Origin of the sequence: Phascolarctobacterium sp. ET69 (genome assembly GCF_023336935.1) — a bacterium.
In the GTDB taxonomy this organism is placed as follows: Bacteria; Bacillota; Negativicutes; order Acidaminococcales; family Acidaminococcaceae; genus Fusicatenibacter_A; species Fusicatenibacter_A intestinipullorum.
This window is the reverse complement of sequence record NZ_JAMBLR010000001.1, coordinates 253,397-275,939: the sequence shown is the minus strand read 5'-3', so window position 1 is coordinate 275,939 and position 22,543 is coordinate 253,397. Positions and strand designations below refer to the sequence as shown.

The window sequence follows — 22,543 nt, the reverse complement described above, 5'->3', positions numbered from 1 at the left end:
TAAATGATATATGTTTTATTCTTCAATCATAGGCACGGTGTTGGCCGCATGCTGCATTACATTAATGGTGTAATCGGTTTTGCCTTCGGCTTTTAATTTTTCCTGTGCCAGCTGCCATGCTTCTTCAATGGTTGTAACCGGAATCTGCCCTGTTTTTCTTGCAGCTTCAAAGTTTTCGGGTTTGGTTACAAGGTAAACCGTATTTTCGTGGCACAGGCTTGCCAGTACAAAAGCAACATAGAAAGGAATGGAAAATTCTTCACGCAAGGCTTTTTCCATATCCGTTAAATTATCAAAGCGGAAGCTTTCCATATATGCAGGCGGGTCATTAATTTCACGTGCTTCAAGCGCAGCAATTAAAATGCCGCCTTTTTTAAGTGCAAGTGCGGAGGTATCATAAGTTTTGCTGCCCTGATACAGGTTAATGTCTTTCGGGAAACCGCCCGGAGAAGCAATTACCACATCTGCTTTTCCTTTGGCTTTAACGCCCTGAATTTTTAATACTTCTTTAGTGCCTTCCAGCCATGCATCATACCAGTGGCCGCCAACTATTTTGGCAAAATCACCGTCATTATCAAGCACGTTGTTTACCAAAAAGCACGGGTTGATAAATTCGCAGGCAGCACAAAGTTCTTCGTGGAAACGGTTGCCTTCGATATTAGCAGTGCAAACGCCGGGATACACGCCGCCGCCAAATTCATCGGCAAGTGCCAGAGAATGGTGTTTTTGAATGGTTTCTTCACTGGCAACGCCCGGAAGAATGCTTTTGCGGCCGCCGCCGTAACCTGCAAGCAGATGTACGGTAATACCGCCGGTTAAAATTACTTTATCGGCGTCGGTTACATGCTTGTCAATCCATACAGGCACGCCGCGCGGAGTATCGCCTACATGCACGCATACAGATTCTTTGCTGCTGTGCTGATAAATTTTAATGCGGTCTACTACTTCCTGCCCGCAGACAATTACATCTTCTTCATGTGTTTGCGGACGGTGCGTGCCCTGCGCAACCACGATGCTGATATCTTCATCGGGAATGCCTGCAAGATTAAGTTCGTTAACAATATGAATAAGGATTTGGTCGGTATGAACAAGGCGGGTAATATCACTGACTACAATTGCCACTTTTTCGCCCTTGTTAACGCACTGCTGCAAAGGCTTGCTGTTAATAGGCTCGCGCATTGCTTTTAAAACTGCTGCTTTTACATCAGTAATTTTTTCGCTTTCGTTGCCTTCAATTACCTGCAAAATGTGTTCTTCCGGCAATGCAACTTCCTGAAAGCCATCACCAAAACCAAATTTAAAATTTTTTAATGCCATAATCATCTTCCTTTCCCCTAAAAAGCATTTATATTAAAAAATTTGCAAACATTAATCAAAAAACGGAATGGTTGCCATGCCGTGCGGAATAATATTGACGGTATAATCTTCCCTGCCGACAATTTTTTCAGCCATTGCCATTGCTTCCTGCAAGGTTGCTACCGGTACGGCGCGCGTTTTGCGTGCTTTTTCAAAGTTTTCCGGCCTGGTTACCAAAATTATGGTAAAACGTTCTGCAAGGCAGCAGGTATAAAAGGCTACATAAAATGGAATGCTGAAACCGTCACGCACATCCTGCTCCATCTGTTTCAAATCGTCATAATGGAAGCAGTTGAAAAATACCGGCGGTTCGGCAATATCCTCACATTCCAGCACCGCAATAATAACGCCGCCTTCTTTTAACGCCATAGCCGCAGGCACATAAGCCTTCATTCCCTGATAAAGGTTCATGTCACGCGGAAAACCGCCGCCGCTGCTGATTGCAATATCAGCCTTGGCTTTGGCTTTTACGCCCTGCTGTTTAGTTACAATGCGTGTGCCTTCCAGCCATGCTTCATGCCAGTGGCCGGCAGCAACAGCGTAAAAATCGCCGTCAGCATCCATAATGGCATTTACCAGAAAACAGGGATTCAAAAGCGCCGTCGCATCGCACATATCGTCGCTTACGCGGTTATCCCATGTTTTGGCAAGGCAGGTATCCGGGTTTATGCCGCCGCCAATCGTATCGCTTAATGCCATAACATGGTTATGGTTAATTGTTTCGGCAGCTGCAATGCCAGGCAGCACGCTTTTGCGCCCGCCGCCGAAACCGGCAAACAAATGCGGTGTAATTCCGCCTGTTAAAATTACCTTGTCTGCCTCAACGGCGCGCTTGTCAAGGTACACCGGCGTACCGCGCCTTGTTGTGCCAAGATACACGTTTTTATCCATATCGTAAGCATCATGGTCATAAATTTTCAAGCGGTTATACAAATCTTCGCCAACAATAATTTTCTTTTCTTCGTCTGTATTGGCCCTGTGCGTTCCTGCCGCAACAATAACGGAAATATCCGCATCCGGTATGCCGCTGTTGTTAAGTTCTTCCACTACAATAGGCAGATACTCGCTCGTTCTCGTCCACGCGCGCGTTATGTCGCTTACCAGAATTACTACCTTATCGCCCTGCTTTACTACTTCGCGCAGCGGCGCAGAACCGACAGGATTGCGGACGGCATCCAGCACAGCCTTTTTTAAATCGGTTATTTTTTCACCCGGCACGGCGTCGATAATCTGCAAAACTTTGCTTTCATCAAGCATTACGCTTTGCTCGCCTTTGCCGTATTTCAGCTTATATTCCTTCATGCTTCCTCACTTGTCCAAAATAGGGAGCGTTGCCGAGGCATGCCCCATAACGGTAATTGTATAGTCTTTTTTATTTTTTTCAGCAAGGTCAGCCTGCACCATATTCCACGCTTCTTCAAGCGAAGCCACGGGAATCTGCCCGGTAGCACGTACAAATTCAAAGTTTTCCGGCCTTGTTACAAGATAAGTATGCAGCGAATTTACAATGCATCTTGTTTTAAACGCCACAAATGCCGGAATGGAAAAATCGGCACGTACTTCTTTTTCAAAGCTGAGAATATCGGATTTGGAGAACCAGTCTGTAAAAATAGCAGGTTCTTTAATATCGGGGCAATCCAGCGTTAAAATTAAATAGCCGCCGGGTTTTACCGCAAAAACAGCGTTCATATGGGCTTTGCAGCTCTGGTACAGGTTTATATCTTTCGGGCTGCCGCCTGCCGAAGCGATAACGACATCTGCCTGCTCTTTAATATGCACGCCAGCCATTGCCAAAAGGTCATGGCAGCCTTTTTCCCATGCTTTATACCAGTGCCCGGCAACAACTTCATGCAGGTCGCCTTCGGGGCTGAACACCATGTTTACCAAAAACGCAGGATTAATTTTTGCACATACTTCCGTCATATCCTCGTGCAGCGGGTTATTTTCCAAAACGCCGGTTTCGCACAGCGGATTGCAGCCTGCACCAACTTCATCTGCCAGTGCCATAGCATGGTTGTGCATAATGGTAGCGTGGCCGCTTACGCCCGGCATAACAGCTTTGCGTCCGCCGCCAAAGCCTGCCATCGGGTGCAGCGACACGGCGCCAGTAATAATAATTTTATCGGCTTCTGCCACGGTTTTATCAATTAAAATTGGTGTGCCGCGGCTGGTAACGCCAAGGTCAACCAGTTCTGCGTTATTGCGGCAGTCATGCTGATGAATTTTAATGCGGTTTACAATTTCCTGCCCGCAAACCAGCACATCTTCTTCCGTCGTATGGGCACGGTGCGTACCTGTTGCAACAACAATGGTGATATCTTCATCAGGCACGCCGCCTGCATTAATTTCATCAATAACAACAGGCAGAAAATCGGCAGTACGCACAAGGCGCGTAATATCGCTTACAATAACGGCAACCTTATCGCCTTTTTGCACAACGTCCTTCAGCGGAGCGCTCTCAACCGGGCTGCGCAGCGCATTAAGCGTAGCCTCTTTAATATCACCGGCAACGGACGCCTTATTGCCATGAATGTCGTACAATATATGTTCTTCCGGCAGCATTACCTTCTGGCAGCCGCTGCCATACGGGAGAGTGTATTCCTTCATTGTTCATTCTCCTTTTTTAATAGTAGTTATATGATTATATTATACACTTCTGCATATAAAAATGAAAGGCAAAGGGCAAATTGTTTTAATGAAAGATTATTTTATAATTTTAGTTGTACATTTTGTAACAGATATGCTATAATATTTTAATAAATTACACTTATCACGGGGATGTACTGGTTTCGACGGGGATAGGTGTGGTATGATAAGCGAGCCGTGTTTCCGTCAGCACGTTAAACGGCGGACGTTTAAAAATAAACGCTAAAAACGATTACGCTTTAGCAGCTTAATGCTACGTCCTTGCGTTTCTTTCCTGCGGAAATGCTCTGGACGCCAACAGCAGGATACTTTAAGGGCTTTTCCCTGAGCCTTTAAGGGAAACCTTTTGGGATAGCAACCGGGCAGCCCGCCGTCAGGCGGCACGGAAGCGAATAATAAAATGACGCCTGCGCTCGGAGAAAGTCATATTGCAATATTTTCGGACAGGGGTTCGACTCCCCTCATCTCCACCACTCTTACGGATATACATTAATCAAATGCAGAATACCAAGAACTATTTTATGTAAAACACTACATTTGAATGATGTTGTAATATTATAAGTAAAGTGCCTACACTTTTAATTAGTATAGGCACTTTTTTATTTGTATTATTTATTTTACTATTTCATACGGCCAGTCCATAATGCCGCCGATATGTTCAATATTTGTATAGCCCATGTCTGCCAATGCCTGCGATGCACGGTGTGCGCGTTTACCACTGCGGCAGTAAACCAAAATTTCGGCATCTTTATCCGGAAGAACTTTGGCAACTTCTTCGGATTTAGCTTCAATTAAATCAACCGGCAGCAAAACTGCACCTGGAATATGCCCTGCTGCAAATTCTTCCTGCGTGCGCACATCCAGAACAACAATTTTATCATTCTGTTCCATGCGCTGCTTTGCCTGCTGCGGCGTAAGCGTTTTATAAGCTGCGGCAGTTTGCGTTTGCACCGTTTGAGTGCCTTCAGCTGCCTTGGGCGCTTCTGCAAAGCATACGGCAGATACCGCAAGCACGGCGGCAAATACTAACATTAAAAATTTTTTCATAGTAGACCAGCTCCTTTATTTAAATTTTACTGCTACCTGTTCCGCTCCTTCAAGGCGCGTTCCACTTCGCGTTTGGCATCGCGCTTTGCCATATCCTGGCGCTTGTCATACAGTTTTTTACCGGTGGCAAGGGCAATTTCTATTTTAATCAGCCCATGCGAAAAATACATTTTTAAAGGCACCAGCGTATAGCCTTTTTCTTTTACTTTACCGATAAGGCGGCGGATTTCTGCCTTATGCAGCAAAAGTTTACGGTCGCGCAGCGGCTCGTGGTTAAACCGGTTGCCCTGGTCATAAGGGCTGATATGCAAATTGCAGACAATTACTTCCGCACTTTTTGTTATCTGGGCATAGCTGTCCTTCATGTTGGCTTTGCCCGCGCGCAGCGATTTTACTTCCGTACCCGTCAAGGCAATGCCTGCCTCGTAAGTTTCGTGAATAGTAAAATCATGGCGCGCTTTTCTGTTTTCTGCAACAATTTTTATTTTCTTTTCCACTATTTATTCCTCTGTTTTTTCTTTCTTTTGCCGTGCTTGTTCTTACTGTCTTTTAAATATTTATTGCCGCCAATGCCGCCCTTGCCGCGTTTGGCAAATTTATCCTTACCGCCCTTTTTCTTTTTGCCTTTTTTATCAGGCACATCGCTGCGGTAACTTACGGATTTACGCTGTTCGGCAAGCTGCATTTTAATGCGTTCGCGTACGCTTTCATCTTCACCGGCAAGTATAAAATCTATATTGCGTTCGGCAATATTAACCTGAAAAACCTCAATGCGCACCGGGTCGCCCAAGCGGTAGCATTTGCGCGTATGAGTACCCATCAAAGCATAATTTTCTTCAATAAATTCGTAATAATCATCCAGCAGGCTGGAAATATGCACAAGGCCTTCCACGCCGTTTTCCAGCTCAACAAACATGCCAAAGGCAGTAACGCCAGATATTATGCCGTCATATTCTTCGCCGATATGCCCTGCCATATATTCAGCCTTTTTCAAATCGACGGTTGCACGTTCAGCTTCGGCAGCTGTGCGCTCGCGTATTGATGAATGTTCGGCAATATGGTCAAGCTTGTTAATATATTCGTCCTTTGTTTTTTCTTTCATGTATGGGTCAGCCAGCCATTTATGCAGCAAGCGGTGTACAATCAAATCCGGATAGCGGCGTATTGGCGATGTAAAATGCGTGTAATATTCCGCAGCAAGGCCAAAATGCCCGATATTATCCGTTTGGTAAACGGCCTGTTTTAAAGAGCGCAGTGCAACCGTGGAAACCATGCGTTCTTCCGGGCGGCCTTCCATGGCGATTAACGCTTTTTGAAGCGCCAGCGGCTTAATATCTGCCGCCACCGGCATCTTTACATTAAAACGGCTTAGTAACAGCGATAAATCGCGCATTTTTTCTTCATTGGGCTTATCATGCACGCGGTAAACAAAAGGCCATTTTTGCAGGGCCATATGGCGCGCAACCGTTTCGTTGGCTGCCAGCATAAACTCCTCAATGATTGATTCGGCAAGCCCATGCTCACGCTGTACTATTTTCAAAGGCCTGCCCTGTTCGTCCAGAATTACTTTCTGTTCCGGCAGGTCAAAATCTATTGCGCCGCGCGTTACGCGTTTTTTGTGCAGAATAACGCACAGTTTCTCCATTTCTTCCAGCATCGGCAGCGCGTCTTTATATTTTTCCGTTAATTCGGCATTTTTATTGACCAAAATTTCACGCACAATGCGGTAGCTTAAACGGTAACGCACGTTAATAACGCCGGGGAAAATATCGTAGCTTTTAATGCGGCCTTTTTTATCTATCAGCATTTCGCAGCACATTACCAGCCTGTCTTCTCCTGCGTTAAGGCTGCAAATACCGTTGGAAAGGCGTTCCGGCAGCATCGGCAGCACTCTGTCTACAAGGTAAACACTGGTGCCGCGCTCCTGTGCTTCGCGGTCCAAAATAGTATTTTCGTGTACGTAATAGCTTACATCCGCAATATAAACGCCCAGCGTAAAGTCGCCGTTTTCCTGCGGCTCTACATATACGGCATCGTCAAGGTCTTTGGCATCGTCGCCGTCAATGGTAACAATTAATCTGTCACGCAAATCGTGCCTGCCTTCCAGTTCTGCGGCTTTAATGGTTTTCGGCACGCGTTTGGAGGCTCCAATAACCTGTTCCGGAAATTCCAGCGGCAAATCATACTGCTTTATCAGCGACAAAAGCTCCATGCCTACATCGCCTGTATTGCCAAGCACTTCCACAATTTTTCCTTCGATATTGCGGCGGCTGTCCGGAGCCCACTCCGTAATTTCTACAACAACCTTCTGGTTGTTTTTGGCTTCGCCAAAATTGCGTTTTAAAACATATACATCCTGCCCTATGCGTTTATCATCCGGAACTACAAAGCCGTAATCGCGGCTGGCTTTAAAAGTGCCGACAATTTTATTGTTTGCATGGGTAATAATGCGGATAATTTCGCCTTCGGGCTTATTTTTGTTGCCTCCGCCCTTTTCTACGCGCGCCATAACACGGTCGTTATTCATGGCTCCGTTAAGCAGGCGCGGCGGAATAAACACATCAGGCCGCTCACCTTTGTTATCGGGAATAACAAAGCCAAAGCCCTTGCTTGTAAGCTGAAAGCGCCCAACTACAAGCCCCATACGTTCCGGTAAGCCGAATGTACCGAAACGGGTCTTTATAATTTCTCCGTTTTCCTGCAATTCTTTTAAATCCTGCCAAAAATTGTTTAAATTGCCTGTTATGGGTATTTCTTCAATTAAATCTTCGGCAGTCAACGGCGCATAACTGCTGCGCCTCATAAACTCCAAAATCTGTTCTTTTCCTTTTTTCATTTTAATCCTCCAGCATCATCTTGGCAGTAGCTTCTGCCGCCACAACACCTTTTTTTGTTATAATTTCGCCATGCATTTCAACCAAACGGCCTTTCTGCTTAACGCGCGTTCCCACGCACTTAACCTCCTCACCTATTTTTAAAGGCTGGCGGTAACGCAGCTCCATTTTTGCCGTGTAAGCAGGTTTGCCTTCCATACAAAACAAATAGTGCCCCATAATTTCATCAAGCAAAACGCTTATTAACCCCCCGTGCATCATGCCGTTATAGCTTTGATGTTCTTCCTTCGGGGTAAAATAAGATACACATTCTTTTTCATCCATTTTAAAAGTCATTTTCAAACCGATAGGGTTCTTTTTGCCGCAGGCAAAACACATTGGATATTCCTTGTCTTCAAACATTTATCTTTCCTTAAAAAAAGCAAGTACTTCATTAAATACTGCTTCCCTTTCTTTATCTAAAGTTAAAATATGGCCGCAATGCTCAAACCATATTAATTTTTTCTTTTCTGATGCGATATTATCATAAATAAACTGCGCACTCTGCCAGCGTACGGTATGTTCTATTTTACTCTGCATAACAAGGCACGGAACAGTAATGTTCTTTAAAAAGCCGGTTTTACATTTTTTTATAAATTTAAACATGCTTAAAAGCGGCTTTGTCGGCATTACCTCGCTGTGTACGCAATATTCTTCCGGAACATCAAATTCACGCTGATGTTTTTTTACATAACGGATTAAGAAATGCAAAAACGGAAGCAGAATCTGTCTTTTGTCAAAAACATATATGGGCGCTGCCATAACCACAATTTTATCAGGAGCAAGTTCTGCCGCGGCTTTTAAAGTTAACAGCCCGCCCATAGAAAGCCCGGCAATATAAACTTTGCTGCAAATGGTTTTTAAACGCATAAACCCGCGCTTAACTTCGTCATACCAGTCGGCAAAAGTCTTTTTTGCCAGAACGGATGCCGGTTCACAATGCCCGGGCAGCAAAACGCCAAGCACAGTATAACCCCTGCTGTGCAAAAATTCACCCAGCAGGCGCATTTCTCCCGGTGCGCCGGTATAACCATGTATTAAAAGCACGCCTTCGCTGCCGCCCTTAAAAAAGAACGGTTTTGCGCCAAGTTTAGCCACGTTTAAACCTCCTGATATATACATATCTATTATAGCATATACAAAAAAATCCTACATCTGAAAGGATGCAGGATTTTACAAAAGCTTTGCTTATTATTTTATAAAAATAAAATTACATGCTTAATTTGGCAATTACAAGTGTAATAACGGCAAACAAAATGCCCAAAACAATGGTAGCTTTAGCCATCATTGTGTCCATATCATTGCCTTTACCAAAATAACCGCCACCGCCGCCAAAAGCGTCAGACAGGCCAGAACCCTTGCCGGACTGCATAAGCACAGAGCCAATTAATGCTATGCTGACAATAACGTCCAATACACTTAACGCTGTAATCAACTTGGCTTCCTCCTATAACTAAATTACCCTTTTATTTTATCATAACACAACTTGCGTTACAATAAAATCTTCTGTATCTGGTAAAAAAGCCTGCTTCGCAATGAAGCAGGCCTTTATTTGCCAATTATTTACGCAGGCCGAGCTTTGCAAGGATTGCACGATAACGCTCGATATCCTTAGCCATAAGATAATTTAATAAACCACGGCGCTGACCTACCATTTTGAGCAGGCCACGGCGGGAATGATGGTCTTTTTTGTGTTCTTTCAGATGTTCGGTAAGATATTTAATGCGTTCAGTCAATACTGCGATTTGTACTTCCGGAGAACCGGTATCGCCTTCGTGTCTTGCATTTGCAAGAATAATTTCTTGTTTTCTTTCAGGTGTTAACATTGTAATTCCTCCATTTTTCTGTAATCGCCAGTGCATAGAAACCGCCGGAGCAGCGTATCTCCAAGCAATGGTTCAAAATAATACTATAAAAGTATATCACAGTTTTATGTATCAGGCAACTGTTTTTTATTTAAAAAGTAAGTTTTTATTGCTTTTTTGTCTTCTTCAATCTGCCGGCAAAGTTCTTCCACTCCGCTGAACTTCTTTTCGGCCCGGATATATTTATAAAACTGTACCGACATTGTTTTTCCGTATAAATCTCCGCTGCAGTTAAATAAATTAACCTCCAGCCTTGCGTGTTCAACGTCGTTAAAAGTCGGGTTATTGCCTATATTGCCCATGCCTTCGTAAATGCTGCCTTCGATAGAAGCCGTTACCGCATATACGCCCGGCGCAGGCACAGCCATTTCGCCGTGCAGAAGTTCAATATTGGCAGTCGGGAAACCAAGTTTGCGTCCGCGCTGCTCGCCATGCACAATTTTGCCGGTAATAGCATAAGCACGCCCCAGCATACGGTTAGCATATTCTATATGCCCTGCCTGTATAAGGTTACGGATGCCGGTGCTGCTGACAACGTTTCCGTTCATTTTTACAAGCGGCCTTACAATAACATCAAAGCCGTTTTTTCTGCCGCTGCGTTCCAGTGTTTCCGTTTTGCCGCTGCCCAAAAATCCGTAAGTAAAATTCTCACCAACTACCAAACAGCGGTAATTAAAGCAGGCCAGCCTATCCAAGAATTCATCCGGCGACAAGGCGGCAAAATCTTCCGTAAACGGTATATTAATTAAATAATCCACGCCAAAACTTTCAAGAAGTTTTATTTTTTCTTCCGCAGAAATAATTCTTACCGGAACCAAATCGGGACGGATTAATGCCAGCGGATGGTTGCTGAAGGTAAAAACTGCCAGCTTAAGCCTGTTTCGTTCTGCGTAATCTCTGGCCGTATTTATTACATCAGTATGACCAAGATGCAGGCCGTCGAACGTGCCGAGTGCAATAACCGTTGCAGGATATTTATTTTTTAATTCAGCATCCAGAGATGTAATTATTTCCATGAACAACCTCAAATAAGTTCCTGTGGTTTTTCTGCGTGATGCAGTATTTTTACGCCTTTCACTATTCCGCCGGAGGCTTTGCCGATACCGAAAAACTCTCCGCTGCGCCCTTTCAGCCTGTAAAGGCCGTCAGCAGCTTCTGCCATGCTGGTTGCTACGCCCTGCGTAATGCGCCAGGCCTGCCTGTCCGTTAAAACAAGCTCCTGCAAATGCATAACAGCTGTTTCTTCAGGCAGCAGATATTTTTCACCGCCGTTTTCCAGTTCCTGCAAAGTAACGGCATCTTCTATTTTAAATCCGCCTGCCGAAGTACGCAGCAAAAAACTCATTGTGCCGCAAACGCCAAGTTTTGCGCATATATCTTCCAAAAGCGTTCTGATGTATGTACCTTTGGAACATTCAACATCAAGCAAGGCTTTTTGCTGAGAAAAAGAAAGCAGCTGCAAACGGTAAATAAAAATTTCGCGCTCCTGCCTTTCAACGCTTATACCCTTGCGTGCCAGCTTGTAAAGAGGCTGCCCGTTAAGTTTTAAGGCCGAATACATTGGCGGCAGCTGTTTCTGCCTGCCGGTAAATTCTGCCAGCAGCGCCGAAAAATCTTCTTTGCTGCATGCAGGCAGGCTGCTGCGTTCTGTAACTGTTCCGCTGTCATCACCGGTATCGGTTTTTACACCGAAGGTAATTTCGGCGCGGTAACTTTTGCGGTCCTCCGCAGCGTATTCCAAAAGGCGCGTTGCCGAACCAGCAAAAACAGACAGCACCCCGGCAGCATCAGGGTCAAGCGTGCCGGAATGCCCGATTTTTTTAGTGTTCAGCACCCTGCGCAAAAAGCCGATAACATCATGGCTTGTCATGCCGCAGGGCTTTAATACATTAATAATTCCGTCCGTCATAAGGCTTTACCGATAGCTTCAAGCACTTTTTGCCTGGCTTCTGCCAAAGGCAGTTCAACCGTGCAGCCGGCAGCCCTGATATGGCCGCCGCCTCCGAAGGAAAGCGCTATTTCAGCCACGTCAGTTTTTTGTGAACGCATGCTTACACGCGTAACAGACGGTTCCACAGCTTTAAACAATACTGCTACATCAACACCTTCAATATAACGCGCAAACGAAATAAAATTGTCGGTGTTAACTTCTTTATCGTATAAATCGCTGTTAATTTCAATAGTGCTTACCGCACCGTCATTATAAAAGCTTAAGGTTTGCAGTACCTTGCCAAGCATTTCTATATTGGCTCTGGTATGCGTTCCGAGCGCGTCCGAAATTTCATTCGGGCGTGCGCCATATTCCAACAGTTTTGCTGCCGCACGCATGGTTGCCGGCGTTGTATTGGCAAAGCGGAAAGAACCGCAGTCCGTATAAATAGCCGTATAAAGGCAGGTTGCCAAATCTTTATCCGGCGTAACATCCAGCTTTTCCACCAGTGCGCACAAAATTTCGCCGGTAGCTGCGGCTTCCGTATTAAGGTATAAATAATCAGCATACTGCGTGTTGGAAATATGGTGGTCAATATTAACCATGGCATTATACTTAACAGCCTGTGCAACTTTGCCGATTCTGTCCAGTGAACTTGCATCAAGCACAACCAAAAGGTCTGCAGCAACAGGATTATTTACATCCGGTTTTACAAAACTGTCAAGCTGCGGCAAAAAGCCAAATGCCTTGGGCACATCATCATCTACCATAACTGTAACTTGCTTGCCGGCTTTTTCCAGTGCCATTTTCAGCGCCAGCGTTGACCCCAAAGCATCACCGTCAGGGCTAACATGCGGGCACAATACAAAACTTTCGTTTTTTAAAAGCAGCCCGGCAATTTCTTCAAGCGTACAATTTTTACTCATGCGGGGTTTCCTCTTGTTTAATTTTTCTCAGCAGTTCTTCAATATGCGCGCTGTATTCCATGGAAGTATCCTTGGCAAAAATCAGTGCCGGTGCAAAACGCAGCCTGATTCTTTTGGCAATTTCCGTACGCATGTAGCCCACGGCTTTATTAAGCCCCTGCCATGCTTCTTCCTGGTCTTTTTCCGTTCCGTACAGGCTTACATAAACTTTGGCCTGGCTTATATCGTCGGTCAGTTCAACGCCGGTTACGGTAACAAATTTAATGCGCGGGTCTTTAATATCCTGCAGCAAAATTTTGCTGAGTTCCTGCTTAATTGCTTCCTGTAATTTTTCAACTCTTAATCTTGCCATAACAAGTACCTATTAGTCAACGGCAACTTCTTCCATGGAATAAACTTCAAAAATATCCCCTTCTTTAATATCGCGGAATTTATCAAGTGTTATGCCACATTCAAAGCCTGCCACAACTTCTTTAACGTCATCTTTAAATCTGCGCAGGGAATCAATTTCGCCTTCATGTACTACAATACCGTCGCGTACTACACGTACTTTGGAAGAATTGGTAACTTTGCCTTCCAGTACATAGCAGCCTGCAATAAGCAGTTTGGAAATTGTAATCAGCTGGCGTACTTCCACGCGCCCCTGAATAACTTCTTTAAATTTCGGCGCGAGCATGCCTTTAATGGCTGCTTCAACGTCGTTAATCGCATCATAAATTACCCTGTAAGTGCGTACGTCAACCTTTTCGGTTTCGGCAGCCTTGCGGGCATTCGCATCCGGGCGGACATTAAAGCCAATGATAAGCGCATTGGCAGCAGATGCCAGCATTACGTCGGATTCGGTAATGGAACCAACGCCGGAATGAACTACTACTACTTTTACTTCGTCATTTTTAATATTGGAAAGCGACGATTTAAGTGCTTCAATCGTGCCCTGAACATCAGCTTTAACAACAATATTCAGTTCTTTCAGCTCGCCTTCCTGAATACGCTGGAAAATATCATCCAGTGATACTTTGGCGTTTTGCTGCATTTCTTCGCTGCGGCGTTTTGCAAGGCGTTTTTCGGCAACGCTTCTGGCGGTTTTTTCGTCAGTGCTGTCCAAAATATCGCCAGCCATCGGCACTTCGTTCAGGCCAAGCACTTCAACCGGTGTTGAAGGCAGCGCTTTTTTAACTTTTTCGCCGCGGTCATTAATCATTGCACGTACTTTGCCGTAAGCTGTACCTGCAATAATCGTATCGCCGATGCTTAAAGTACCGCGCTGAACCAAAACGGTTGCCACAGGTCCGCGGCCTTTATCAAGCTGCGCTTCGATAATGGTACCGTGTGCAGGAAGGTTCGGGTTTGCTTTTAATTCCTGCATTTCCGCAACGAGAAGAATCATTTCCAGAAGTTCAGGAATACCGGTTTTCTGATGTGCGGAAACCGGAACCATAATGGTATCGCCGCCCCAGTCTTCAGGAATGAGTTCATGTTCTGCAAGCTGCTGTTTAACATGGTCGGGGTTAGCTCCCGGGCGGTCCATTTTATTAATGGCTACAATGATAGGAACCTTGGCTGCTTTGGCATGGTTAATAGCTTCAATAGTCTGCGGCATAACACCGTCATCGGCAGCTACAACCAAAATCGCAACGTCGGTTACCTGCGCCCCGCGGGCACGCATTGCCGTAAATGCTTCGTGGCCCGGGGTATCAAGGAATACAATCTTTTTGCCCTGATAGTTAACCTGATAAGCACCAATGTGCTGGGTAATACCGCCTGCTTCGCGGCTTGTTACATTGGATTTGCGGATAGCGTCAAGCAATGAGGTTTTACCGTGGTCAACATGGCCCATAACCGTAATTACAGGTGGGCGCGGCACACGTTTTGCCGGGTCATCTTCAACTTCCGGAATTTCGGTCGGGTCTTCCTCCGGCGGCAGCGGAACTACTTCCACATCAAATTCCGTGCCTACAAGCTCTGCTGTTTCAAAATCAATATCCTGATTAATGGTAACCATTACGCCAAGCATAAACAAGGCTTTGATAACTTCATTAACTTCGCGTTTAATGAGATTTGCAAAGTCTTTAACGTTAATGCTTTCGCCAACTTCAACACGTGACGGCCTTACAACCGGTGCCTGTACTGCCGGCTGCTGAGGTTTGCTGCTGCCGGGGCGTTTTTTCATCATATGGTCGCGGCTGTGCATGTTGCGGCTGTCGCGGCTTGCATACTGGCCTTTAATCTGCGGTTTTTCATTACGTTTTTTGTTAAACTGCTGTTTGCCGCCCTGCTGGCTGCCGCGGTTCTGGTTTTCAAAACGGCTTTGCTGCTGTCCTGCGGCACTGCGGTTCTGCTGGGAACCCTGCCCGGACTGCTGTCCTTTCGGTCCGATAAAAATACCTCCCTGCGGGCGCTGAGGACGGTTCTGCTTATTGTTTTTGCCCTGCTGGCCCTGCTGCAAATTACCCTTGCCATGCTGCTGCATCGGCTGATTGTTCTTTTTATGGTTTTGGTTATTCTGGTTATTATTGTTTTTAACCTGATTTTGATTGCGCTGTTCGTTATGCGCAGGAGCAGGTTTATTACCGGCATTTTTCGGCCTGTTATCCTGCTGGAGTTTATTTTTTTCAACCGGTTTAGGCTGATTCTGTACCTGTACTTTAACCTGTTTCTGGGCACTGGCTTTATTAGCGTCATTTTTTGCCGGCACTGCCTTCGGAGCATTGTTTTGTGCTTTTTGCTGCTGAGGCGCAGGCTTTTTCTCCGGCTGAACCGGCTTTTTGGCAAATGCGCGCACTACCATTTCTTTGGCAGCGTCATCCACCGTACTCAAACTTTTAACCTGAATGTTATTTTTTGCCAGTACATCAATTACTTCCTGGTTGCTTTTTCCCAATTCTTTAGCTATTTCATATATTCTATGCTTACCCATTCATCCACCTCCAAACTTAATCGTGGCACTTTTTCTGTATCATTGCTGCAAAATTATTATCCGTAATTACAACGGCCGTACGCGGGGATTTACCTATAGCCGAACCTATTTCCGCACGCGAAGGCCCTGTAATAATATTAACACCGGCCGACTTTGCAAGGTATTCCAGTTCCTTACGGGATGTTTCTGCCGCATCAGAAGCAATCAGCATCAGTTTTGCCTTGCCGCCGTTTAAAGCGCTGCGTACCGCAAAATCACCCGCTGCAACTTTACCTGCCTTTTGCGCCAGCCCCAATGCAAAAGCTACCTGTCTATTGTCCATCTGGCAAATCCTCCAGCAGTTTTGCATAAACTTCTTCCGTTACGGGTTTTTCCAAAGCACGTTCCAGGCGTTTTTCCTTAACGGCTTTTTTTATGCATTCCCGGCTGCGGCAGACATAAGCTCCGCGCCCGGATTTTTTGCCTGTTAAATCAAGCGATATTTCACCTTCCGGAGAACGTACAATACGCAGCAGTGACTTTTTATCTTTCATTTCACCACAGCCGACACATTTGCGCTGCGGCACTTTTTTAATCTTCTGCTGTTTCATCAGCTTCACCCCCAGCGCTTTCAAAAGGCTCTTCCTTGCTCTGGGTTTCGCTCTTTATATCAATTTTCCAGCCGGTAAGCTTTGCTGCCAGGCGTGCATTCTGCCCTTCTTTGCCAATAGCAAGAGAAAGCTGGTAATCGGGCACAACTACACGGCAGATTTTTTCACTTTCCAAAATCTCGGTGCTTACAACCTTGGCAGGAGATAATGCGTTGGCAACATACTGAGCGGGGTCATCGCTGTATTTTACAATATCAATCTTTTCGCCGCGCAGCTCGTTTACAATAGCCTGTACGCGCATGCCTTTCTGGCCTACACAGGCGCCTACCGGGTCAATGTTTTCATCTTTGGTGTAAACTGCAATTTTAGAGCGCATGCCCGGTTCGCGTGCAACAGATTTAATTTCCACCAAACCGTCATGAATTTCCGGTACTTCCAGTTCAAACAAACGTTTCAAAAGGCCGGGATGAGTTCTGGAAACCATAATCTGCGGGCCCTTGCTTGTTTTGCGTACCTCTAAAATATAGGTTTTCATTCTGTCATGGTATTCGTAAATTTCACCGGGAATCTGCTCGCCAACCGTTAAAACAGCCTCTGCTTTGCCCAAATCAATGTAAACATTTCTGTTTTCCATACGCTGAATAACGCCGGTAACAATGTCGTTTTCGCGGTTATAATATTTTTCAAACACCATGCCGCGCTCTGCTTCGCGGATACGCTGAACAACAACCTGTTTTGCATTCTGTGCGGCAATGCGGCCAAAGTTTTTCGGCGTTACTTCGATTTCCACAATATCGTCAAGTTCATAGCGCGGGTCAATTTTACGTGCATCTTCCAAAGTAATTTCATTAGCACTGTCTTCAGCGGTTTCAACAACATGCTTTTGTGCATATACATGCAGCTCGCCGCTGGTTCTGTTTAAATCAACACGTACATTCTGATTGCTGCCAAAATTCTTTTTATAAGCAGTTACCAATGCTTCTTCAACAGCTTCAAACAAAATAGAAGGCTCAATACCTTTTTCCTTGCCTAATTCCTGCACGGCCATAATAAAATCTGCGTTCACTTTTCTTACTCCCCCTAAACCTTAAAAATCTATGTGCGGCCTGATCATGGCAATCGTTTTTCTTTCAAATACAACCGGATTCTTGCTTTCGCGTCCTTTAAGAACAGGTTTGGCGCTGATGGTATTTTCATCATGCGCTGTCAGAACTGCAACTATTTCTTTGTTCTTTTCCCAAGGCGCAAAAAATTTAATATCCACTTTTTTACCGTAGAAACTTTCAAAATCCTTGTCTTTTTTAAGCGGACGGTCAATACCCGGTGAAGAAACTTCCAGATAATATTTATCCCTGATAGGGTCACGCGCGTCCAAAATTTCCGTCAGCTTTTCACTTACCATCTGGCAGTCATCAATCTCGATGCCGCCCGGTTTATCAATATAAATACGCAGATACCAATCTTTTTCACGCACATATTCAACATCAACCAGCGAAATATCTGTTCCCTGCAAAATTTCTTCGGCCATGCCGCTTACCAGTTTTTCAATCTCTGCACTCTGCATAATTCACCTCCGCTTTTTCTTAACCCTAATAAGAGGAAAGAGCGGGTAAAATACCCACTCTCTCAAAAGAAGTCATAATTTTTCTTAATATATTATACCATTATATGCCTTTAAAGACAAGTTATTTGTATCATTTTAAACATTAAAATTAACAAATCAGCCTTTTAAATATGCCAGAATTTCTTCGGCATTGGTATCGGGCTTTGCTTTCGGATAAACTTTTTCAACAACACCGTTTTCATCAATTACAAAAGTGCTGCGCACAACGCCCATGCTTACTTTGCCGTACATTTTCTTTTCCTGCCATACGCCGAAAGCCTCAATGGCTTTACGTTCCGGGTCGCTTAACAAAATAAAAGGCAGTTCCTGTTTGGCTGCAAAATTGCTGTGCGATTTTACGCTGTCTTTGCTGATGCCGATAACTTCCACGCCAAGATTTTTATATTCGCCGTAATTATTGCGGAAAGCGCAGGCCTGGCGAGTACAGCCCGGCGTAGAATCTTTCGGGTAAAAATATACAACTACTTTTTTGCCTGCAAAGTCGTGCAGCGATACCAAATTGCCGTCTTTATCTTCTAAAGTAAAATCAGGCGCTTTCATTCCTGCTTCGAGCATTCTTTATTCCTCCTCTAATCTGAATATATCTGAATTTAAAATATTTTATGCTTTCAAGCTTGCAATTGCTGCGGCAGTATCTTCCGCACCGTACACGTAGCTGCCTGCAACAAGAATATTGGCACCGGCTTCGCGTACAATTTTGCTGGTTTCGGAATTAATGCCGCCGTCAACCTGTATATCGCAGGCCAGGCCTTTTTCGTCAATCATCTTACGCAGTGCTGCAATTTTTGGCACAACGCTTTCTATAAATTTCTGCCCGCCAAAGCCGGGGTTTACCGTCATTAAAAGCACCATATCGGCATCGCCCAAAACCTCCTGCACCATGCAGAGCGGTGTTGCAGGGTTAAGTGCCACACCGGCCTTTACGCCCTTGCTTTCAATATATTGCAGGCAGCGGTGCAAATGTTTGGTTGCTTCTGCATGAACAACAATCATATCCGCACCTGCTTTGGCAAAATCATCAATATATGTTTCAGGGTGTTCTACCATTAAGTGGCAGTCAAAAAACATATCCGTTACCTTACGGATTTTGGTTACAACAGGAGCACCAAAAGTAAGGTTAGGCACAAAGTTGCCGTCCATAACGTCGATATGAACCCAATCTGCACCGGCTTTTTCGATTTTTTTAATTTCGTCCGCCAAAAAGGCAAAATCAGCAGATAAGATAGATGGTGCTATTTTAATCATCTTTTACCACTCTTTTCTTTCAGTAATTTTATTTCGTCTAAAATTGCAAGATAAGATTCATAACGGCTTGCGGCAATTTTACCTTCTTCTACCGCATTTTTTACGCCGCAGACCGGTTCATGCGTATGCGTGCACGGAACAAATTTGCAGCCGTGCTCAAAATGCTTAAATTCACGGAAATACTTATAAAGCTCGCGCGCGTCGATATTTTCGGCCAGCAAATTGCCAAAACCGGGTGTATCGGCAAGATAGCCGCCGTTAAAAGGCAGAAGCTGGGCATAACGAGTTGTATGCCGCCCGCGCCCGATTTTTTCACTTACCTTGCCTGTCTGCAATGCTATGCCGGGCTGCAAGGCATTAAGCATGGATGATTTACCGACACCGGAAGGCCCGGCAAATGCGCTGATTTTACCGTTTAAATATTCTTTCAGTGCTTCAAGCCCTGTTCCGTTAAAAGTTGACACAGTAAAAACAGTATAGCCTGCCTTACGATAAACTCCGGCAATTTCTTCAAGCTGCGCTTCACTTACAAGGTCTGTTTTATTAAGGCATAAAACAGCTTCAATACCAGCACGTTCGGCAAACGCCAGCATTTTATCTGCCAGCAGGTAGCTGAAATCCGGGTCTGCGCAGGCAAAAGCAATTACAATGCAGTCAAGGTTAGCCATTGCCGGCCGTTCCATAAAATTGCGGCGCGGCAAAATGGTTTTAATCATGCTTTCGCCGTCAGGATTTTTCTCAAACTCAACCATATCTCCCGTAACGGCGGAAAAACGCACCTGTTTCATTTTACCCTTTATTTTACAGGTAACAATTTCTTTATCAGGCGTTTCCACATAATAATACCCGTTAAAATTTTTTATAATGCGGCCTGCTGTCAAAGCTGTTTCTCCTCTATAAGTTTATTGTCACAGTAGAATCTGGCCACGGCACTGCCGCTTACTTCAACTTTCTGGCGTATGCGCACGCCTTCACGCTTGGTACCTTCGTAAACTACTTTTTCGCCGTCGTCGTCAACCACAACAATTTTTACTTTTTGTTTTTTCGCTCCGTCAGGCACTACAAATTCGGCATATTTATTCTGAGATGCCGTACCGACGCCGTCAGAAACACGCAGCACAACATCAGTACTGTTCAAAACTTTGCTGCCTTCTTTAGGCGTAATGCTCAAAACAGTACCGGCAACTTTTTTGCTGCCCACGCTTTGTGCGGTAATATTTTTAAAACCGAGTTTTTCAAGCGCCGTCATGGCTTCGCCTGATGCTTTGCCAACTACGGAAGGAATGGTAACTTCTTTCGGTTTTTCGGAAATTACAAGATTTACTTTTTCGCCATGGCGTATTTTTTCGTTAGCTTTAGGGGTTTGTTCAATAACAAGCCCGCTGCCGTCTTCGCGGAAAACGGTTTCTACTTTGCCAAGCGCAAGTTTTTTGCGTTCTATCATCTTGCGTGCGTCGGCAAGATTTTTACCTGCAAGGTTTGGCACTTCCACCATTTCAATGCCTTTGCTCACAGTTAAATAAACGGCGCTGCCTTCCTTGCGCATTTCATTTCCGACAGGGTCCTGCTCAAGCACAAGCCCCGGTGTTACTTTGTCGTCGTAGGCTTCTTTCAGGGTTATGCTGAAACCTGCATTTTCCAGTATCTGCTGCGCTTCAACAACAGTTTTGCCAGTTACATCCGGCACTTTTACAGTTTCACGGCTGAACACGTTGCCTATAAGCAGAAATACTGCCGATAAAACCACTACCACAGCTGCAAGCATAATTTGCTGATGCCGTGTAAGCTGGGTTTCTTTCATTTTTTGCAGCCAGCTTTTTTTAGCTTTCGGTTTTGCAGGAGCGGCAGGAACTGTCATTACAATGGTTTCTTCCGGAACTTCCGTTTCATCTGTCACCAGTGCAGATTTTTCATTAACTTCGTCAGCAAAGCTGTCTGCTTCGGTGTAATCCTCCGCTTCGCCGTTTTTCTCCATTTTATTTTTAATGGAATTTAAGTCCTGGCGCATTTCTTCCGCACTGGCGTAACGCTTGGTTAAATCTTTGGCAAGCGCTTTATCTATCACATGCTGCAAACATACCGGCAGCCCTTCAACGTAAGTACTGAGCGGCGGCGGCGTTTTTTCAACATGCATCATGGCTACGGCAACTGCCGTATTGCCGTCAAACGGCACATGACCAGTAAGCATTTCGTAAAGCACAATACCCAAGGAATAAATATCGCTCTGGGCAGTTACGGGCTTTCCGCTTGCCTGCTCCGGAGATAAATAATGCACCGAGCCAATTACCGAATTAGTATACACCATCGTCATATTGCTTATCATTCTGGCAATGCCAAAATCAGCAATTTTGGGATGCATGTTTTCTGTTATTAAAATATTGTGCGGCTTAATATCGCAGTGAATAATATTGCGCCTGTGCGCATGGCTTAATCCCGCTGCAATATCTTCGGCAATGCAAACAGCCTTATAAGGCGAAAGCCTTCCTTTTTCTTCCAGCAGGTCTTTTAAGGTTTTGCCTTCCACATATTCCATAACTATAAAAGACTTGCCTTCTTCTTCGCAAACATCAAAAATATTTATGATAGAAGGGCTGGAAAGCCGTGCAGCAGACTGTGCCTCATGCTTAAACTGGTTAAGAAGCGTTTTGTCGTCATTAAACTGATCGCGCAGTATTTTTATGGCTACCTGCCTGTTAAGCAGCAAATCTTCCGCCAGATAAACTTCGGCCATTCCGCCTGAACCAATGTGACGCAGGATTTTATAACGTTGTTTTAAAATTGTTCCGTTGTTCATTTATATCTCCTCCGCACAAAAGTCTATCAAAATAACCGAAACATTATCGCGCCCGCCATTATTAAGCGCAAGTTCAATTAAAGCATCCGCCGCTTTTTCCGTATTTTCTTCCTTCAAAACGGCAGCAATTTCATCATCGGCAGCCATATCCGAAAGGCCGTCGCTGCACAAAAGCAGTCTGTCGCCCGGCTCTGTTTCAAAGCTGAAAACGTCTGAATCAAGCCCTTCATCCGCACCGACAGCCCTTAAAATTACATTGCGCTGCGGGTGGCGGCGTGCTTCATCAGTTGTTATATCTCCCTTGCTTAAAAGTTCAGCCACATAAGAATGGTCCTGAGTTATCTGCTTAAGCAGGCCATTGCGCCATAAATAGAGGCGGCTGTCGCCAATATTTAAAGCATAGGCCTTTTTGTCCTTTGCCAGATACACGGCAACCAGAGTTGTACCCATGCCTTCGTAATCAGGCATTTTGCATACCAGGCTGCGCAGATGACTGTTAGCTTTGGAAGCAGCTTCTTTTAAAGCCGTACACAGAGCTTCTCCGGTAAGCCCGGCAAAATTCTTTTTTTCTTCTTTTAAAACTTTAATTGTTTCTACGCTGGCAATTTCACCGCCGGCATAACCGCCCATGCCATCAGCGATGGCAAACAGTTCCGGTCCGTCCGTTAATAAGGCATCCTCATTAACAGTACGCACAAGGCCGGTATTTGTTTTACTGACCGCTATCATA

The 22,543-nt window shown here is 44.9% G+C and carries 24 protein-coding genes and 1 other RNA gene; 1 reads left to right on the top strand and 24 read right to left on the bottom strand.

The genetic code is table 11. The features are described 5' to 3' along the window. Positions 1-15 precede the first annotated feature (15 nt). From larA (M3079_RS01365) to larA (M3079_RS01355), 3 genes are read right to left on the bottom strand one after another with little or no spacing between them, the layout of a single operon-like run. Positions 16-1,317 (bottom strand): nickel-dependent lactate racemase, encoded by a 1,302-nt coding sequence (gene larA, locus M3079_RS01365; RefSeq protein WP_249076748.1) that lies wholly within the window; start codon positions 1,315-1,317, stop codon positions 16-18. Positions 1,318-1,368: 51 nt separating this feature from the next. Next, a complete protein-coding gene (gene larA / locus M3079_RS01360) occupies positions 1,369-2,658 on the bottom strand; it encodes a nickel-dependent lactate racemase (protein WP_249076746.1) in 1,290 nt (429 codons plus the stop codon). Between the two features lie 6 nt (positions 2,659-2,664). Next, positions 2,665-3,963 (bottom strand): nickel-dependent lactate racemase, encoded by a 1,299-nt coding sequence (gene larA, locus M3079_RS01355; protein ID WP_249076745.1) that lies wholly within the window; start codon positions 3,961-3,963, stop codon positions 2,665-2,667. Between the two features lie 167 nt (positions 3,964-4,130). Here larA (M3079_RS01355) and ssrA point away from each other — a divergent pair. Next, positions 4,131-4,475, top strand: a transfer-messenger RNA (tmRNA) gene (gene ssrA, locus M3079_RS01350). Between the two features lie 139 nt (positions 4,476-4,614). Here ssrA and M3079_RS01345 read toward each other — a convergent pair. The 21 genes from M3079_RS01345 to M3079_RS01245 all read right to left on the bottom strand — a co-directional run bounded on the left by M3079_RS01345 (position 4,615) and on the right by M3079_RS01245 (position 22,542). Further along, the gene (locus tag M3079_RS01345; protein ID WP_249076744.1) at positions 4,615-5,049 is read right to left on the bottom strand and encodes a rhodanese-like domain-containing protein; all 435 of its coding nucleotides are present in this window, start codon (positions 5,047-5,049) and stop codon (positions 4,615-4,617) included. 32 nt (positions 5,050-5,081) lie between these two features. Then, positions 5,082-5,546: an SsrA-binding protein SmpB gene (smpB, locus tag M3079_RS01340; RefSeq protein ID WP_249076743.1), complete on the bottom strand. Its 465-nt coding sequence runs from the start codon at positions 5,544-5,546 to the stop codon at positions 5,082-5,084. Then, positions 5,546-7,885 (bottom strand): ribonuclease R, encoded by a 2,340-nt coding sequence (gene rnr, locus M3079_RS01335; RefSeq protein WP_249076742.1) that lies wholly within the window; start codon positions 7,883-7,885, stop codon positions 5,546-5,548. Before rnr ends, smpB begins: the two co-directional genes overlap by 1 nt. Before the next feature lies 1 nt (position 7,886). Then, entirely contained in the window at positions 7,887-8,285 is a 399-nt protein-coding gene (locus M3079_RS01330) for a PaaI family thioesterase (protein ID WP_021716652.1), read from the bottom strand. Beyond that, positions 8,286-9,020 carry an alpha/beta fold hydrolase gene (locus tag M3079_RS01325; protein ID WP_249076741.1) on the bottom strand — a complete coding sequence of 245 codons (735 nt, stop codon included), beginning with the start codon at positions 9,018-9,020 and terminating at the stop codon, positions 8,286-8,288. A gap of 112 nt (positions 9,021-9,132) precedes the next feature. Then, on the bottom strand, positions 9,133-9,357 hold the full coding sequence (secG, locus tag M3079_RS01320; protein ID WP_021716650.1) for a preprotein translocase subunit SecG: 225 nt from the start codon (positions 9,355-9,357) through the stop codon (positions 9,133-9,135). A 124-nt stretch (positions 9,358-9,481) separates the two neighbouring features. After that, positions 9,482-9,748 (bottom strand): 30S ribosomal protein S15, encoded by a 267-nt coding sequence (gene rpsO / locus M3079_RS01315; RefSeq protein ID WP_021716649.1) that lies wholly within the window; start codon positions 9,746-9,748, stop codon positions 9,482-9,484. A 104-nt stretch (positions 9,749-9,852) separates the two neighbouring features. Beyond that, on the bottom strand, positions 9,853-10,803 hold the full coding sequence (locus tag M3079_RS01310) for a bifunctional riboflavin kinase/FAD synthetase (RefSeq protein ID WP_249076740.1): 951 nt from the start codon (positions 10,801-10,803) through the stop codon (positions 9,853-9,855). A gap of 8 nt (positions 10,804-10,811) precedes the next feature. Further along, entirely contained in the window at positions 10,812-11,696 is an 885-nt protein-coding gene (truB, locus tag M3079_RS01305; RefSeq protein ID WP_249076739.1) for a tRNA pseudouridine(55) synthase TruB, read from the bottom strand. Then, positions 11,693-12,643 carry a bifunctional oligoribonuclease/PAP phosphatase NrnA gene (locus M3079_RS01300; RefSeq protein WP_249076738.1) on the bottom strand — a complete coding sequence of 317 codons (951 nt, stop codon included), beginning with the start codon at positions 12,641-12,643 and terminating at the stop codon, positions 11,693-11,695. The genes truB and M3079_RS01300 overlap by 4 nt, the downstream gene beginning before the upstream one ends. After that, positions 12,636-12,995, bottom strand: coding sequence for a 30S ribosome-binding factor RbfA (gene rbfA / locus M3079_RS01295; protein WP_249076736.1), 360 nt, complete (start codon positions 12,993-12,995; stop codon positions 12,636-12,638). The genes M3079_RS01300 and rbfA overlap by 8 nt, the downstream gene beginning before the upstream one ends. Before the next feature lie 12 nt (positions 12,996-13,007). Beyond that, positions 13,008-15,560 (bottom strand): translation initiation factor IF-2, encoded by a 2,553-nt coding sequence (gene infB, locus M3079_RS01290; RefSeq protein ID WP_249076735.1) that lies wholly within the window; start codon positions 15,558-15,560, stop codon positions 13,008-13,010. Positions 15,561-15,576: 16 nt separating this feature from the next. Next, positions 15,577-15,882 (bottom strand): ribosomal L7Ae/L30e/S12e/Gadd45 family protein, encoded by a 306-nt coding sequence (locus M3079_RS01285; RefSeq protein ID WP_249076734.1) that lies wholly within the window; start codon positions 15,880-15,882, stop codon positions 15,577-15,579. Continuing rightward, on the bottom strand, positions 15,872-16,150 hold the full coding sequence (locus tag M3079_RS01280) for a YlxR family protein (protein ID WP_044896970.1): 279 nt from the start codon (positions 16,148-16,150) through the stop codon (positions 15,872-15,874). The genes M3079_RS01285 and M3079_RS01280 overlap by 11 nt, the downstream gene beginning before the upstream one ends. After that, positions 16,131-17,216: a transcription termination factor NusA gene (gene nusA / locus M3079_RS01275; RefSeq protein ID WP_021716640.1), complete on the bottom strand. Its 1,086-nt coding sequence runs from the start codon at positions 17,214-17,216 to the stop codon at positions 16,131-16,133. The genes M3079_RS01280 and nusA overlap by 20 nt, the downstream gene beginning before the upstream one ends. A gap of 21 nt (positions 17,217-17,237) precedes the next feature. Then, on the bottom strand, positions 17,238-17,714 hold the full coding sequence (rimP, locus tag M3079_RS01270) for a ribosome maturation factor RimP (protein ID WP_249076733.1): 477 nt from the start codon (positions 17,712-17,714) through the stop codon (positions 17,238-17,240). A 156-nt stretch (positions 17,715-17,870) separates the two neighbouring features. Continuing rightward, positions 17,871-18,329 (bottom strand): thioredoxin-dependent thiol peroxidase, encoded by a 459-nt coding sequence (gene bcp / locus M3079_RS01265; RefSeq protein ID WP_021716638.1) that lies wholly within the window; start codon positions 18,327-18,329, stop codon positions 17,871-17,873. A gap of 45 nt (positions 18,330-18,374) precedes the next feature. After that, complete coding sequence (rpe, locus tag M3079_RS01260; protein ID WP_249076732.1) at positions 18,375-19,019, bottom strand: ribulose-phosphate 3-epimerase; 645 nt, start codon at positions 19,017-19,019, stop codon at positions 18,375-18,377. Next, the gene (rsgA, locus tag M3079_RS01255; RefSeq protein ID WP_249076731.1) at positions 19,016-19,900 is read right to left on the bottom strand and encodes a ribosome small subunit-dependent GTPase A; all 885 of its coding nucleotides are present in this window, start codon (positions 19,898-19,900) and stop codon (positions 19,016-19,018) included. The genes rpe and rsgA overlap by 4 nt, the downstream gene beginning before the upstream one ends. Next, complete coding sequence (pknB, locus tag M3079_RS01250; RefSeq protein ID WP_249076730.1) at positions 19,897-21,813, bottom strand: Stk1 family PASTA domain-containing Ser/Thr kinase; 1,917 nt, start codon at positions 21,811-21,813, stop codon at positions 19,897-19,899. Before pknB ends, rsgA begins: the two co-directional genes overlap by 4 nt. Then, positions 21,814-22,542 carry a Stp1/IreP family PP2C-type Ser/Thr phosphatase gene (locus M3079_RS01245; RefSeq protein ID WP_249076729.1) on the bottom strand — a complete coding sequence of 243 codons (729 nt, stop codon included), beginning with the start codon at positions 22,540-22,542 and terminating at the stop codon, positions 21,814-21,816. Position 22,543: the final 1 nt, after the last annotated feature.